The sequence below is a fragment of the Listeria floridensis FSL S10-1187 genome, assembly GCF_000525875.1.
GTDB classification, from domain to species: Bacteria; Bacillota; Bacilli; order Lactobacillales; family Listeriaceae; genus Listeria; species Listeria floridensis.
Genome location: NZ_AODF01000039.1, coordinates 19099 through 34273, shown reverse-complemented (window position 1 = coordinate 34273; position 15175 = coordinate 19099). Strand labels below are relative to the sequence as shown.

Genomic DNA, 15175 nt, shown 5'->3' with positions numbered 1-15175 from the left:
GAACAAACGTTTGTTATATTAGTTTATAATGAAATAGTTTTTCTGCCAAATTTCGTATACTTTTTGCAAATGAGTTGGCTAGGAGCGTTTAGTGGGAAGAGTCAAAATTTGCTTCTTCTTTCTCCCGAAAATTCATTGTTGAGACTTTAAAAAAATGGTATGATAATAGTGCTAAAAATTTGTACGGTCAATTTTTGTGAAAAAGGAAGGAATAAATCGATGAATCAATCCAAATATCAATTGATTGCTGATGAAATCCGTAAAAAAATTCTTTCGGGTGATTATTCGCTTGGTACGGCTATTCCACCTGAACTCAAGCTACAAAAAGATTATGAAGTAAGTCGCCACACGGTGCGCCAAGCGATTGCTGTACTTGTAAATGACGGCTATTTGCGCAAGGAAAAAGGTTCGGGGACTTATGTGGATGATAGCTATAAACGAACTGTAAATGTAGCTGTAAGCAGTGAACATAAAACAATCGGGGTTATTACGACGTATTTATCAAATTATATCTTTCCTTCCATTATTCGCGGAATTGAAAACACATTACGGCATGAAAATTATTCGCTCATGCTTGCAAGTACAAACAACGATCATCAAGCGGAGAAAGCTTGTCTCGAGAAGATGATAGATTACGGGGTGGATGGACTTATCGTAGAACCGACAAAAAGTAGTGTTTACAATCCAAATTTGGCGCTTTACGTCAATTTGCGCGAGCAAGGGATTCCGATCGTGATGATTAATGCGGTTTATGAGGAACTGAATGCGCCGTCCATTTGTGTGGATGATGTCAAAGTGGGTTATCTTGCGACGGAATGTTTGATCAAGAATCACCATGAAAAGCTGCTTTTTATCTCGAAAATTGATGATCTACAAGGGAAATATCGGATGAAAGGTTTTATTAAAGCCTGCGAGGAATATGGGATTCAATTTTCGCCGGAAGATGTCATCACATTTACGACAGAAACACGCGAAAAGGTGATTGGGGAGGCAATGAAGCGGCTCATTAGCGCGGGAGACAGCATCACAGGGGTTGTATGCTACAACGATCAAATCGCGAATTTGCTTGCGATGGCACTTGTTGAAGCGGGCTATAAAGTCCCAGAAGATTTCTCGATTGTCGGGAATGATGATTCGTCACTTAGCCGAGTGGGGAGCATCAAGCTTACGACGCTCAGTCATCCAAAAGAGCAGATGGGGATGGATGCGGCGGCTTGGATAGTGAATACGATCGAGCAAGGTGAAACTCAAGCGGATATTTTGTATCAGCCGAAGCTTGTGGAACGGGATTCAGTGCGAAAGGTTTAATGGAAAACGGGTGTGTGATTAAAAGAAGGGGCAAAATTGCTTCATTTGTGAAGCAGGACTTACCGAAATTGATAACAACAAAGGAGAGACAACTTATGAAAAATACAGCTGGTGGTATAACTAGAACGGAAGGTCTTATTTCATTAATACTCGCGTTCATTCTTCCTGTGATCGGCATGGTGTTTTCTATTATTTTGATCAGGCAATTAAAGGGAAATGTACGAATGAGGTGGATGAGGGTAGCAGCTTGGATTGTGCTTGTTCTTCAGATACTGGTGCTTTTAGGTTGCGTACTTGGGTATCTTACTTTTTATTTCGCGGTTCCTGAACTTGGATAGTAAATAAAAACCAGCAAGTACCATTCGGAATGGCGCTTGCTGGTTTTTTAATTATTACGCTTTCTTTTTTTAAACAAGAAGGCTATCCCTGCAATCAAAAGAAATACTAATAAAAACATAATAGCGGTATAGATCGTATCAAGAAGTGTATAGGATGGCATATCTTTCAACTCCTAAAATCAAAGGGTACGATGGTGTAGCGCTAGTTTTTCTGGTGTTTTTATACAAATAGTATACTATGAAAGGCGTATCAGTATCAATTATGATCAGTTGATCTGCATGATTTTCTTTTAGAAGCTATAGAAAATAAAATCCGGCAAGAACCATTTGGAACGGTTCTTGCCGGATTTTTGGTGTGTCGTTTACCCTTAAATTTCTTCTGCTTTGTTTGCTTTTAACCGTTTATGAGCAGCTTGTAGCTCGATTTCTTCGAGCGTCCGACCGCGTGTTTCCGGCACAAAGAACTGAATGAAGAGAACGCCTAGGAAACAAATGATACCGAAGATTGCGAATACAACTTCTTGCGGCATGGAAGCTGTCATGAGCGGGAACATCAAACCAACTAGGAACGAGCCGATCCAGTTGAAGGAAGAAGCAAGCCCAGATGCACGTCCACGAATGGCAAGCGGGAAGATTTCTCCAACGATAACCCATGTGAGCGGTGCCCATGTACAAGAATAGAAGGCTACATAAACGCAAAGGAAAGCAATCATGACCATTGGGTTCATGTCGGATTTCATCACGCTGTTTAAGATGGCAGGAAGCACGAAGGAAAGCCCCATTACCGTTCCGCCTACTTTTAAGAGTGTTCGTCTGTTGAATTTATCGGCAATCAGCATAAAGAAGAGAGCGCCAAGAACAAGGATAACACCTTGAATGATTGGCCACATTAAAGCTTCGCTCGCTGCGTGCCCCGTTGCTTTTTCGACGATCAACGGTATGTAATAGAAGATCGCATTGGCGCCTTGGAATTGCTGGAACGCCGCAACACCAATTCCGGCAACAACGAGCATTCTGTAACGTCCTGTTAAAAGTGTGCCCCATGAAGTAGTTTGCATAGCTTGCTGTTCCTGTTTTGCAGTATCAACAATTTGTTGTAATTCTTTATCGACTTCATCTGGTTTACGGATAAAGCTTAGAACGCGGCGTGCCTCATCCATTTTATTCATTTTTACAAGGAAGCGCGGTGATTCAGGCAATGCTAGGACACCGAAGAAGAGAATTAAAGCCGGTACCGCAGCAAGACCAAGCATTAAGCGCCAAGCCCATGTTTCTGGAAGCCCTTTCAAAAGGAAGTCAACGATATACGATAAAAGCATACCTGATACAATCATTAATTGATTGATACCTGATAAACGGCCGCGAAGTTTCGCCGGAGCCATTTCGGACATATAAGATGGAACAAGTGCAGATGCCGCTCCGACTGCAAGACCAAGTATAACACGAGCAGCAATCAGGAAGAATGAGCCGTTATGCGGTGAAATTCCGCAAAGAATCGAACCGATAACAAAAATAACAGCCGAGATTAAAATCATTTTTCGCCGACCAAGTTTATCGGATAATTGTCCGGCAAGTGCTCCCCCGATTATTGCACCTAGCATTACGGAAGATGTAATCCAACCGATTAAGCCGGCGTTTCCTGCGATTCCCCAATCGCTTTGAAGGAAAGGCAACGCTCCCGTCATAACTCCGATATCATACCCAAACAAAATTCCCCCCAAAAGCCCCGAAGAAATAAATGAATGATGCCGAGATTTTCTTTTCATTTTTCATGTTGATGACAACTCCTTATCAAAAAAATGTGTAAGCCATAATTTGATCATTATTTCTGTAAGCGCTTTTATTTTACAATATTTGTACGTACATAACAAGCCCTTTTTTGAAAAAAAGTAAAAATTTTTAGTTGACATGTACGTACATAAAAGTTAAATTAAGAATGTAAGCGCTATAAACGCGATGATTTGATCCAAAATTTAACAACGAGGGAGGTTTTTTCCATTAAGACGGAAGAAATGAAAGCTCAAGAAATGTTAGATGTCATAGATGGACGGACATCTTTAGGGATTGAATTCGGTTCAACGCGAATCAAGGCAGTTTTGATTGATTCCAAATTTCGCCAAATTGCTTCGGGCAGCTATGATTGGGAAAATCAGCTGCAAGATGGTATTTGGACGTATTCATTAGAAGAGGTTTGGAAAGGTTTGCGGATGAGTTACCGAAAACTGGCAGCGGAAGTTTTTGAAGAATACGGAGAGACGCTTGAATCGGTCGGATCGATTGGTTTCAGTGCGATGATGCACGGTTATTTAGCTTTTGACCGAAATAATGAACTGCTTGTACCGTTTCGAACGTGGCGCAATGCCATCACAAGGGAAGCAGAACAGCAGCTGACTGAGGCGTTTCAATACAATATTCCGCAGCGCTGGAGTATCGCACATCTTTATCAAGCCATCTTAAATCAAGAGGAACATGTTAAAGATGTTGCCTTTTTCACTACGCTAGCCGGTTATGTTCACTGGCAGCTGACAGGTGAAAAAGTCATTGGAATTGGAGATGCTTCTGGAATGTTTCCGATTGATCTGGAGACAAAAAGCTACAATCAAAAGATGATGAACATCTTTTCTGATTTAATAAAAAGTCACGATGTTTCGCTAGAATTGAATGAAATCTTACCAGAAATTCGCTTGGCGGGCGAACAAGCTGGAACTTTGACACAAGAAGGTGCCTATTTGATTGATCCGACCGGACATCTTAAAGCGGGGATACCAATTTGTCCGCCAGAAGGCGATGCTGGAACGGGGATGGTCGCGACGAACAGCGTGGCAAGACGTACAGGTAATGTTTCAGTTGGAACGTCAGCATTTGCGATGATTGTGCTTGAGAAGGAGCTGGATGCTGTCCATCCTGAGATTGATATGGTGACCACACCATCAGGCGACTTAGTTGGAATGGTTCACACGAATAATTGTTCCTCGGATATTAACGCGTGGATGAAAATTTTTGGCGAGTTCACTGAGGTTTTAGGGCTTGATATCAGTACCGAAAAGCTGTTTTCAGTTTTATTCAAGGAAGCTCTTTCAGGCGACGCTGATTGTGGCGGGCTCTTATCCTACGGGTATTATTCAGGCGAAAATATCATGGGTGTGGATGAGGGACGACCGCTTTTTGTCCGGACACCTGAGAGCAATTTTAACTTGGCGAATTTTATGCGTGTCCACCTTGCGAGTGCTTTTGGTGCGATGCGAATCGGGCTTGATATTTTGAAGCAGGAAGAGATTCAGATTGACCGGCTTGTTGGTCACGGCGGCATCTTTAAAACACCTGAAGTTGGTCAGCGTATCCTAGCCGCCGCAATGGAAGCCCCGATCACGGTGATGGAAACAGCCAGCGAAGGCGGCGCGTGGGGCATAGCCCTCCTCGCTTCTTACATGGAACATGCAAAGGAAGAAACACTTGAAAAATTCTTGCAGGAGCAAGTCTTCGGATCTGATCAGGGTGTAACTTTAAAACCGACAGAAGAAGATATGGCTGGCTACCGAACGTTCATCGAGCGTTACCGGGCTGGAATTGCGATCGAAAAAACAGCGACGCAAAATTTGATGTAGAAGGAAGTGCAACCATGCTTGAAAAACTAAAGGAAGAGGTTTTCCTTGCAAATTTGGAACTGCCTGAGCGTGGACTCATTAAGTATACGTGGGGCAATGTCAGTGCGATGGACCCTGATAGCGGCTATTTTGTTATCAAGCCGAGTGGTGTTAGTTATGATGAGATGCAGCCATCGGATATGGTGGTGGTTGATCTCGATAACAATGTGGTGGAAGGAGAGCTGAATCCATCTTCGGATACGCCTACACATGCTGTACTTTACCGTGCCTTTCCAGAAATTGGTGGCATCGTACATACGCATTCAACGTGGGCAACGATTTGGGCGCAAGCAGGTCTGGATGTGCCTGCAATGGGGACAACGCATGCAGATACTTTTTATGGTGCGGTTCCTTGTGCTCGTTTTCTCACTCAAGCGGAAATTGATGCGGGATATGAGCGCGAAACTGGAAACGTGATTGTCGAGACGTTTAAGGAACGTCAAATTCGACCAAGCGATATTCCTGGTGTTCTCCTCCACGGGCACGGACCTTTTACATGGGGGAAAGATGCAAAAACAGCTGTTATGAATGCGGTTGTGCTTGAGGAAGTGTGCCAAATGAATCTTCTCACCCGTCAGTTGAATAGCTATGCAGAAGAACTGCCGCAACGAATTTTAGACAAACATTATCTACGGAAACACGGCGAAAATGCCTATTATGGACAAGGAAAATAAAAAGGAGCTGGAAAAAATGATGAACATGGATAAAAAAGAATTTTGGTTTGTAGTTGGGTCGCAACATTTGTATGGAGATGAAGCTTTACGCAGTGTAAAGGAAGACGCGGAAAAAATGGTGGCAGGCTTAAACGAAAGCGGTAAAATGCCTTATCCGGTTGTATTGAAAGAACTTGCAGTCAGCTCGGAAATCATCACAAAAATCATGAAAGAAGTCAATTATCGCGATGAAGTGGCAGGCGTAATTACTTGGATGCACACTTTTTCACCAGCGAAAATGTGGATTCGCGGCACGAAACTTTTGCAAAAGCCGCTGCTTCATTTGGCAACACAATTTAATGAAAGTATTCCATGGAAAACAATTGATATGGACTTTATGAATTTGAATCAATCTGCACATGGTGACCGCGAATATGGTTTTATCAATGCACGACTTGATAAACGCAATAAAATTGTAGTGGGTTACTGGCAAGATCCTGCGGTTCAACAGCAAGTGGCAGACTGGATGGACGTTGCGGTAGCTTATAATGAAAGCTTTGCGATCAAAGTGGCACGTTTTGGTGACAACATGCGAAATGTAGGCGTAACAGACGGCGATAAGATTGAAGCACAAATTGATTACGGCTGGGTGGTCGATTACTTTGGGATTGGTGATTTAGTTCAAGTTGTAGATGCTGTTTCGGATACAGAAGTGGATGCGCTGTTTGAGGAATACCGCTCACTTTATGATTTTGATTATGGGGATTATGACAAAGCAACTTGGGAAGCGCATGTGAAAGTGCAGGCACGCCAAGAAATCGGAATCCGCCGTTTCCTTGAAAAAGAAGGTTACAATGCGTTTACGACAAACTTTGAAGATTTGTATGGCATGCAGCAGCTACCAGGTCTTGCTGTGCAACGTTTGATGGCAGATGGATACGGATTTGCTGGTGAAGGCGACTGGAAAACGGCAGCACTTGATCGGTTGATGAAAGTCATGTCGCATAATCAAAATACTGGTTTCATGGAAGATTATACGTATGAACTGGCTGCAGGCAAAGAAGCCATTCTGCAATCGCATATGATGGAAGTTGATCCAACGCTTGCTGTAAACAAACCAAAAATTGTGGTTTCGCCACTTTCGATGGGCGATCGTGAAGACCCAGCTCGTCTAGTGTTTGACGGAAAAGCAGGAGACGGCGTTGTGGTTTCGATGGCAGATTTCGGCACGCACTACAAACTGATCGTGAATGAAGTCGCGGCATTTGAACCGACCGAAGAAGCACCAAACCTCCCAGTGGCACGTGTTTTATGGGAAGTAAAACCGAATTTCCATGAAGGGGTTCATGCTTGGATTGAGGCAGGCGGCGGGCACCATACAGTGGTTTCGCTCAACTTGACGACGGATCAAATTTTAACGTGGGCGAAATTAGTTGGCCTAGAAACAGTCGTCATCAAGTAGTAGCATCGATTTCATCAAACTTTCCCCCGCCTTATCAAAAAAGACGGGGGATTTTGCATGTAAAGGAGGAACACAGATGAAGAAACAATCTTTTGGCTTGTTAGCAAATGGGCAGGAAGTAAATTTATTCACGTTTGAAACAACGTCTGGCATGCGAATGACCGTAACGGATTTTGGTGCGGCGCTTGTGCGGCTCGAGGTTCCGGACCGGGAAGGCAAGCTACGCGATGTGGTGCTGGGCTATGATGATCTTGCGCATTACGAAACGGAAAACGATGCCTTTTTCGGTGCAATTATTGGGCGGAATGCAAACCGAACGAAGGGTGCAGCTTTTGAACTTGGTGATACGACCTATTTTTTAGAAGCGAATGAGGGGAAAAATAACCTTCATAGCGGTTCGGACGGTTATCACCTGAGACCTTGGACTGTCAAACAAATTGATGAGTCCGCGCGTAAAATCAGTTTTGAGCTGGTGAGCGAAGCAGGCGATCAAGGTTTTCCAGGGAAGCTGATTTTTGAGCTGACTTACGAACTGAAAGACAATCAAACACTTTCGATTTCTTACCGCGGAATCGCTAATCAACTCACAGTTTTTAACCCGACGAGCCATAGTTATTTCAATCTAAATGGGGCTGGAAGCGGGAATATTTTAAATCACGAATTGATACTTGCGAGTGAATTCTATACACCGGTTCAAGATGCGGATAAGATACCAACTGGGGAAATTGTAAGGGTTGCGGGAACGCCATTTGATTTCCGCGAAGCAAAAACCATTGGGCGAGACTTGGATGCGGACAATGACCAATTGAAGTTTACAAATGGATACGATCATAATTATGTGCTGGCTGGAACCGAGGTCGGCTTGCAGAAATTTGCGATGGCTAGCGGAGACGAAAGCGGCATCGTAATGGAGGTGGCCACAAATTCAGCTGGCGTACAATTTTACACAGGAAACTTTGTAGACCATCCAGGCGGCAAGGGCAACTCCCATTATCAAAAGCATGCAGGTTTTTGTTTGGAAACACAATTCTATCCGAATTCGCTGAATGAATCGCGGTTTAAAACACCAATTTTACAGGCGAATCAGCCGAGGGGTTATGTGACGGAATATACGTTTTCTACGAAAGAATGATGAATCCTGCTTTAAAACCTTTAGAAATTTTCGCGGTTAGGGCTAAACGTTTGGCGGCGTTCCACTTTGATATTACTATCGGAGCGCTCTTTTACAAGTCCTTGTCGTTTTTTCCATAAATAGAATAATCGTCTTGAGACGCCGATACTTTGATAGATTGCGGCGTCTTTTTCGTTTTGGCGGCGTTTCAAGTATTCTTCTTTTGTAAATAAGTGTAATTTTTGATCGGCTGATAATTTGCGCCCCTTGCGCCGATCACCGACCGCCTCATAATATTCAAGTTTGGCAAGCAAAGCTTTTTTCTTGGCCGATGTGGTCGTAAGCTCCAATTGATGCAAAAGTTGGCGCTGAAGCATCCGTAAATTTTTTTTAGTTATCATAATAAATTTCCTCCTTTAAATGAAGATCGCTTGCATATTTTGCAGGTGATCATTTTCACAAAAAATAGTTCTAGAAATAAGTTGAATAGAAATAGTATGGCTGAAAATCTCCAGCATTGAATGGCTCGTGGAAACACGAAGAAAAGGTGTGGAACCGTATGAGTGACGGTTACTGAGGATAGTATCTTTTTTATTATCTTTAGTTAATTTAAATTGTATTTGAAGTAGCTAGAATGGTAAAAATAGGAAATTTCATTTTCAAGTTCGATTTTTTCGAGAAGATTGCAACTTTGCAATTAACGTATGGAGTTCTTGATTTTCCCGCCTCAAAAAATGAATTTCCTGACGTAATTCACCAATTTGAAAATTATATTCGGCAATAATTTTTTGAATTTCAGTGGTGTAAAGAGTTTCCATCGTGGTTTGGCTGTTTTTTGTGGAAGCAAAGTAGGTTCCAATAGCGGTGATGCAGGCGACGACAACGGTTGGGGGGATAAAGGATAGGAGTGTGTTCATGAAAAATCCTCTGTTGCGGCTTCATGAAGAATGGCGGCGTTAAGGCCGAGAATGAAAATCCAGCCAATGTTTGGATAGCCGCCAAGCTCCTGACTGAAAAAAGCGGCAAAAAAGAGCGCCCAAATAAAAGCGGTTGCGATTAAAACCCAGCGTCTAAAGCGAGTTTTTCCGCCCAGCAAGCAGAACAAATTGAGTAAGCCGGCGCATGTCAAAAGCCAAGCTGCCAAGTGATCCCCCATTAAATCTGTCAACGGTTCATAGGCAGTTTTAGTGGCCATAAAATCATGGTGAGCTAGTAAAAAAAATACCGAAAAATAAAGTCTGTAAAGCAAGGATGAGAGAAAAAAAAGTGTTTTGCAATACGTTTTTTAATGACCTTCATTTTGATTCCTTCTTTCTTTTTGAATTTTTAATGTATGATCATACATTTCTATGATCAAATATTCACTTTCTGAGTATACGAGAAACAAAAGAAACTGCCAAATTTAGTATCTAATGGTAAAATCCTTTGGACAAGAAGGGGTTTCACGTGATGTAAAGAAATGGAAATAAAAAAGTAACGAAGGTAAAGTGTAAAGAAATAGTTCAATGGTAGTTCAGCCTATGCAGGAGATAAATGGAAGCATTATCCAAAAGTTAGTCCAAAGGATATAAAAATGCGTCTTTCTTTTTAAATTGTTCGAAATTCTGTCACAAAAACAAATGAAAAAAATTGTATACTAGAAAAGAGAGTAATATTAAAAGAAAAGGGGCGACAAAATGAATAAGAAGAAAAATAAAGTTTTGGGATTCGTTTTAGTAAGCGCTTTAATTTGCGGTTCTTTATTACCCGCAACTACTGCAAAAGCATCTGTTCCATATCAACCGAATGAACTGCAGAAGGTTGCTGCTATACCACTCGACAGTTCATTGTCTGTAAATGCTTACAATTTTGGAGATGTGCACTTTAAAGGAACTAACGGTGCAAATATCAAGACCGTTGTGCTTTTTGTAAATGGAAAGGAACGAAATGCCGTAGCTGTAAAAGATGGCGGCCTTTTTGAAATTTATGCCAAACCTTGGATTTTAAGTCCAAGTGATAAAATTGAAATCGCAGGTCGCGATGAAAACGGTCTTGAGGTAGCTCGGAAAGCAGCTGCAATTCGTGCAGAGAATATGGATTATGCTCTGCAAGCAGATACATTCTCATACGGAGATCAAACATTAACAGGTACATATGGATCAGACTTAGATCGTGTTCGTTTAGCAGTGAACGGAAAGGTCGTAGGACAAGCTGCAGTTGAAGATGGGGTTTTCACTTTAGCAAATATATCTTCATTTGTTTCGAGCGTAAATGATCAAGTTGAGCTTATTGGTGTGGATAAAGGCTTTTTTGAACAAGCACGTATCACTGTAGAGTTTGCCAATAAATTAACAGCAGATCCGTTTACTTATGGAGATACTCATTTTGTAGGGAAACATGGTGTAAATGTTGAGAAAGTTGCTTTATTTGTTAATGGAAAAGAAAAAAATGAAGTAAAAGTCAAAGTAGGCGGAAATTATATTCTGTACGTAGATCCGTGGATTTTGAGTCCAAATGACAAAGCAGAAGTTGTTGGTCGTGACGCATCTGGTACAGAAATCATTCGCATTGAAGTGCCAATTCAAGCAGGAGATATGGATTATGCACTGGTTGCGGACTCATATGCCTTTGGCGATACGGCGCTAACAGGAACATATGGGAAAGATTTAGCACGTGTTCGTCTTTCAGTCAATGATAAGGTAGTTGCTCAAGCAGTCGTAGAAAATGGTATCTTTACATTTGCTAATGCAGGAGCATTTATTTCGAGTGTTAATGATAAAGTAGAGATTATCGGAGCGGATAAGGGATATTTTGAACAAGCGCGTACAACTGTAGAGTTTTCTAATAAATTATCGATTGACCCATTCACGTTTGGAGATACTCACTTGATCGGAAAACACGGTTCAAGTATTGAAAAAGTGGCATTGTTTGTTAATGGAAAAGAAAAAAATGAAGTGAAAGTTAAAGATGGAGGAAATTACATCTTATATAGTGATCCATGGATTTTAAGTCCGAGTGATAAAGTAGAAATTGTTGGTCGCGATGCAACAGGGACAGAAGTGGCACGTGAAGTTGTAAAAGTCCAAGCAGGAGATATGGATTATACACTTACAGCAGAAGCTTATAACTTTGGAACACAGGAATTAACAGGGACATACGGGGAAGACTTGGCACGTGTCCGCTTGGCTGTTAATGGTAAAGTGGTCGCACAAGCTACAGTAGCAAACGGCGCTTTCACATTCGCCAATGCTGGCTCCTATATCGTTAGTCAAAATGATAAAGTAGAAGTCATCGGTATTGATAAAGGATTCTATGAGCAAGCGCGTATCACGATTGATTTTGCTAATAAAATGACGATTGATCCTTTCACTTTTGGAGACTTGCATGTTACGGGAATGCATGGGAAAAGTATTGAAAAAGTAGCTGTACTTGTAAACGGAAAAGAAAAGAATGAAGTAGCTGTGAAAGATGGCGGAAGTTATAAAATCTATGTAGATCCGTGGGTTTTAAGTGCCAATGACAAAGTAGAAATTGTTGGTCGCGATGCATCCGGTAAAGAAGTTACACGTCAAACGGTTACTATAGATCCTGGTAAAGTGGATTATACGCTGAATATCAATCCTTATGCACTAGGTGCTAAAGAACTTACAGGAACATACGGGCAAGATGTGGCACGCGTTCGTCTTGCAGTAAACGGCAAGGTGATTGCGCAAGCTTTGACAGATAATGGGTCATTTACATTTGCAAATGCCAATCTTTCCATTATAAGTTTTAATGATAAAGTAGAAGTCATCGGAGTTGACAAAGGATTTCATGAGCAAACACGTGAAACAGTAAAATTCGCTAATCAGTTAACGGTTGACTCCTATACTTTTGGCGACGTTTATTTTACAGGAACGCATGGTGAGAGTATTGAAAAAGTTGCGTTATTCGTAAATGGAAAGGAACGTAATGAAGTAGCTGTGAAAAGCGGCGGAGTTGTAAAGATCTATGTGGAACCATGGGTTTTAAGTGCTAACGATAAATTAGAATTAGTTGGTCGTGACGCTTCCGGAGCAGAAATTGCACGCCAAGCAGTAGCGATTCAACCAGGAGATCAAGATTATAGTCTTACAACGAATGATTATGCGCTGACTGATTCGGAGCTAAGCGGAACATACGGGAAAGATATTGCTAAAGTCCGTCTTTCAGTAAATGGAAAAGTAGTTGCACAAGCTTCTATGGAAGATGGCAGCTATCAGTTCGCTACGATCTCGCAATTTGTTAAGAGTCCAAGTGATAAAGTAGAAGTAATCGGTGTGGACCGAGGATACTTTGAACAGGTGCGAGTTGCAGTAACATTAAAATAAAAATTTAAAATCAAAAAAAGGTCGACGGGTAGTTTCAGTCGGCCTTTTTTTTGTTTGCCAATTTATTCTGCTTCACTCACTGCGAAATAATGTCCTTCCGGGTCAGCAAAGTTAAAGCCTTTTTGACCATGTTCATCAGAAATCGGACTGATGAAAAAGCCTTGCTCAGAAATCTTAGCGTGAAGTTTTTCAATCTCTGTCGAAAAAAGCATAATTGATGGGGTCTCAAGTGATACTTCGGGCGAAAATTTCTTGATGAAGTCTTGATTAAAGAGACAAAGGGCAAATTGATTTGCAAGATCCAGTTTGATCATCAGCGATCCATCAGGCATTTCTTGTTCAGCCGCGCGGTTTGCTTCAAAGGTTTTTTTCAAAAAAAGTTAGCAATTTTTTCGACATTGTTTACATATAACATGACTTCTATTTTTTTAATCAATTTGATCAAATCCTTTACCTTTACCTTTATTTTGAAGAATCTACAAAAAATATAGCATCGCTAAATAGGAGTGTCAAAACATAACGTAATGCAAGCTTAGGGGGTTGCTACATCTGAATATTGTCTATTTTGGTTTTAGTTATCTGAGCTAATCTTTGATTAAGTAAAGTACAGTCATAATTTGTCAGTTTTTTATGAGAGAAGATAAAAGCTTCATCGCATTCAATACTCGGTAAAATGGAGTTCGAAATCAGTAAATCACATTCTGCAGAAATACTGGGATGATCTAAAAAAATACAATTGTAATCAAGAGATTGAATTTGATGACTGATATGCTCGCGGAGCGGTTCGGTGTCAATATCAAGCAAGATCGTTACTGTAGGAAGGTAGCTTGTGAAAGAAAGGTTGCTAGATAACAAAGTTTTTAGGCGAGTATAAAGAATTTGAGCATTTTTATCTAGTTCTGGAAAAGAATGTAGCAAGCGTACAATAGAAAACTCAAGTAAATGGGTCAAAAAGCTATTTTCAGTTTCTTCTTCGTTTAAAAAAGGAAATAAAGAATTTTTCTCTCCTTTAAAGTAAAAAATGCGAAAGAATAGCCGGATAATCTTCATTTTAAACGGAATAATATCGATTTTTTGAAAGTCGTTCTTTGTTAGTTTTTCTCTAAAAATTTCCATTAATGTCATCATCATCCGGTAAAAAGTGCTGTCTTCTTGCTGATAAAAAAACAGCATTTCTTGCATAAGGCTGGGCTCGTCACTAACTGGTGAATCGGTTTCAAGTAATGCCATTGAATAGGACTTCTCTAAGAAGTGATACGTTTTTGGAGAATCGATATTTTGGAATGATCCAGCAGAATAAATGACTTTGTTTAGCGGGCTATCAGGATAATAGGTAATTTGTCTGGAGATAAATTGTTGGTTTCTCCTGCGAGAAAGGATGATCGCAATGTCAAAAAGAATACTTTCTTTGATCGTGTTTGATTTAGGAGGGATTAAAAAAGGCGCTTGTAGTTGGATCAAATTTGTTAGCTCACTCTCGGTCACATTTTTAAAAGGCCAATCAATTCCATGGAAAATGTACCAAAAGAAATGTTTGTAAAAAAACCGGATTTGCTCCTCACTTCCTGATAAGCGAAGCGGCGAAAGTTTAATTTGTATGTCATAAAGCTCTAAAAAACGATTTAAGGCTTTAATCTGTTTATAGATGATAACGGAACTGCTGGCACATTCTTCTGCTAGCTGGTTAATGGAAGGTGTTTCCATATGAAAAAGCTTTGTCAAAATTATAGAAGGAATAGAGTGATGAACAACTTTTTTATATAGGACGAGCAGTGCTGGATTTAAGTTCTCAAGGATGTATATTCTGTTTTTATCAATATGAATAATCGATTTGTTCGAGTCGGTAAGATCAAACTGATTAAGTTCATCCACTGTTTTCAAAAGCGTTTTCTTTGTTACGGATATTCTTGCTAATAGTTCATCTATACTGATTGAACCGTTTTTTACCAGCTCGTGCAGCAAGATTAGCATTCTTCTATCCTTATTATTTAGTAAATCAATAAATTCCAAATCAATCACCTTTGCCTGTTACATATTTCTCCTCAATATAACATAAAATGTGTCGGAAAAGTGAACGAATAAATATTTTTTCCCGAAAAATGCTCTTTTTGTACTACAATAATACCTTTTTTATACGGGAATTTTATTTTTGAGCGATTTGCTTTTTTTTTTTCCAAAAAAAAGAAAAAAAAGAAAAAAACAATAGTTTTGCAGGTGTTTTAAGATGAAATAGTAACATCTTAGTGTGATGAATATGAATAAAATTTTATGAAATGAATTGATCAAATGATATTAATTGGATTTATACAATCAAATTAATAGTAAAGTTCA

13 protein-coding genes and 1 pseudogene are annotated in these 15175 nt (G+C 40.4%); 7 read left to right on the top strand and 7 right to left on the bottom strand.

The window, feature by feature from the left end:
- Positions 1 to 219: 219 nt before the first annotated feature.
- Both MFLO_RS12580 and MFLO_RS12575 read left to right on the top strand, forming a co-directional pair.
- Positions 220 to 1308 carry a GntR family transcriptional regulator gene (locus MFLO_RS12580; protein WP_036098366.1) on the top strand — a complete coding sequence of 363 codons (1089 nt, stop codon included), beginning with the start codon at positions 220 to 222 and terminating at the stop codon, positions 1306 to 1308.
- Positions 1309 to 1403: 95 nt separating this feature from the next.
- Positions 1404 to 1646 (top strand): hypothetical protein, encoded by a 243-nt coding sequence (locus MFLO_RS12575; protein ID WP_149023054.1) that lies wholly within the window; start codon positions 1404 to 1406, stop codon positions 1644 to 1646.
- Between the two features lie 47 nt (positions 1647 to 1693).
- Here the strand turns inward: MFLO_RS12575 and MFLO_RS17270 are convergent, their stop codons facing one another.
- Entirely contained in the window at positions 1694 to 1765 is a 72-nt protein-coding gene (locus tag MFLO_RS17270; RefSeq protein ID WP_420912539.1) for an LPXTG cell wall anchor domain-containing protein, read from the bottom strand.
- A 249-nt stretch (positions 1766 to 2014) separates the two neighbouring features.
- A pseudogene (locus MFLO_RS12570) lies at positions 2015 to 3419 on the bottom strand (sugar porter family MFS transporter).
- A 239-nt stretch (positions 3420 to 3658) separates the two neighbouring features.
- Between MFLO_RS12570 and MFLO_RS12565 the strand changes: the two are divergent.
- From MFLO_RS12565 to MFLO_RS12550, 4 genes are all read left to right on the top strand, one after another.
- Positions 3659 to 5251 carry a xylulokinase gene (locus MFLO_RS12565; protein ID WP_036098364.1) on the top strand — a complete coding sequence of 531 codons (1593 nt, stop codon included), beginning with the start codon at positions 3659 to 3661 and terminating at the stop codon, positions 5249 to 5251.
- 14 nt (positions 5252 to 5265) lie between these two features.
- On the top strand, positions 5266 to 5964 hold the full coding sequence (locus MFLO_RS12560) for an L-ribulose-5-phosphate 4-epimerase (RefSeq protein WP_036098363.1): 699 nt from the start codon (positions 5266 to 5268) through the stop codon (positions 5962 to 5964).
- A gap of 16 nt (positions 5965 to 5980) precedes the next feature.
- Positions 5981 to 7405: an L-arabinose isomerase gene (gene araA / locus MFLO_RS12555; protein WP_036098397.1), complete on the top strand. Its 1425-nt coding sequence runs from the start codon at positions 5981 to 5983 to the stop codon at positions 7403 to 7405.
- 76 nt (positions 7406 to 7481) lie between these two features.
- On the top strand, positions 7482 to 8537 hold the full coding sequence (locus MFLO_RS12550; protein ID WP_036098361.1) for an aldose epimerase family protein: 1056 nt from the start codon (positions 7482 to 7484) through the stop codon (positions 8535 to 8537).
- Between the two features lie 20 nt (positions 8538 to 8557).
- Here the strand turns inward: MFLO_RS12550 and MFLO_RS12545 are convergent, their stop codons facing one another.
- The 3 genes from MFLO_RS12545 to MFLO_RS12535 all read right to left on the bottom strand — a co-directional run bounded on the left by MFLO_RS12545 (position 8558) and on the right by MFLO_RS12535 (position 9660).
- Entirely contained in the window at positions 8558 to 8917 is a 360-nt protein-coding gene (locus MFLO_RS12545; protein WP_051993662.1) for a hypothetical protein, read from the bottom strand.
- Between the two features lie 258 nt (positions 8918 to 9175).
- A complete protein-coding gene (locus MFLO_RS12540; protein WP_036098360.1) occupies positions 9176 to 9433 on the bottom strand; it encodes a hypothetical protein in 258 nt (85 codons plus the stop codon).
- The gene (locus tag MFLO_RS12535; protein WP_036098359.1) at positions 9430 to 9660 is read right to left on the bottom strand and encodes a hypothetical protein; all 231 of its coding nucleotides are present in this window, start codon (positions 9658 to 9660) and stop codon (positions 9430 to 9432) included. The genes MFLO_RS12540 and MFLO_RS12535 overlap by 4 nt, the downstream gene beginning before the upstream one ends.
- A 532-nt stretch (positions 9661 to 10192) precedes the next feature.
- Between MFLO_RS12535 and MFLO_RS12530 the strand changes: the two genes are divergently transcribed.
- Positions 10193 to 12844 (top strand): immunoglobulin-like domain-containing protein, encoded by a 2652-nt coding sequence (locus tag MFLO_RS12530; protein WP_036098358.1) that lies wholly within the window; start codon positions 10193 to 10195, stop codon positions 12842 to 12844.
- A gap of 62 nt (positions 12845 to 12906) precedes the next feature.
- On the opposite strand, the gene MFLO_RS12525 is transcribed toward MFLO_RS12530, so the two are convergent.
- Both MFLO_RS12525 and MFLO_RS12520 read right to left on the bottom strand, forming a co-directional pair.
- Positions 12907 to 13218 carry a VOC family protein gene (locus tag MFLO_RS12525; RefSeq protein ID WP_036098357.1) on the bottom strand — a complete coding sequence of 104 codons (312 nt, stop codon included), beginning with the start codon at positions 13216 to 13218 and terminating at the stop codon, positions 12907 to 12909.
- A gap of 169 nt (positions 13219 to 13387) precedes the next feature.
- The gene (locus tag MFLO_RS12520; protein ID WP_149023052.1) at positions 13388 to 14854 is read right to left on the bottom strand and encodes a helix-turn-helix domain-containing protein; all 1467 of its coding nucleotides are present in this window, start codon (positions 14852 to 14854) and stop codon (positions 13388 to 13390) included.
- Positions 14855 to 15175 lie beyond the last annotated feature (321 nt).

Coding starts and splice junctions, on each gene's coding strand:
- MFLO_RS12530 (WP_036098358.1), top strand. CDS start 10,193: ATGAATAAGAAGAAAAATAAAGTTTTGGGATTCGTTTTAGTAAGCGCT.
- MFLO_RS12580 (WP_036098366.1), top strand. CDS start 220: ATGAATCAATCCAAATATCAATTGATTGCTGATGAAATCCGTAAAAAA.
- MFLO_RS12550 (WP_036098361.1), top strand. CDS start 7,482: ATGAAGAAACAATCTTTTGGCTTGTTAGCAAATGGGCAGGAAGTAAAT.
- MFLO_RS12565 (WP_036098364.1), top strand. CDS start 3,659: ATGAAAGCTCAAGAAATGTTAGATGTCATAGATGGACGGACATCTTTA.
- MFLO_RS12575 (WP_149023054.1), top strand. CDS start 1,404: ATGAAAAATACAGCTGGTGGTATAACTAGAACGGAAGGTCTTATTTCA.
- MFLO_RS12545 (WP_051993662.1), bottom strand. CDS start 8,917: ATGATAACTAAAAAAAATTTACGGATGCTTCAGCGCCAACTTTTGCAT.
- MFLO_RS12540 (WP_036098360.1), bottom strand. CDS start 9,433: ATGAACACACTCCTATCCTTTATCCCCCCAACCGTTGTCGTCGCCTGC.
- araA (WP_036098397.1), top strand. CDS start 5,981: ATGATGAACATGGATAAAAAAGAATTTTGGTTTGTAGTTGGGTCGCAA.
- MFLO_RS12560 (WP_036098363.1), top strand. CDS start 5,266: ATGCTTGAAAAACTAAAGGAAGAGGTTTTCCTTGCAAATTTGGAACTG.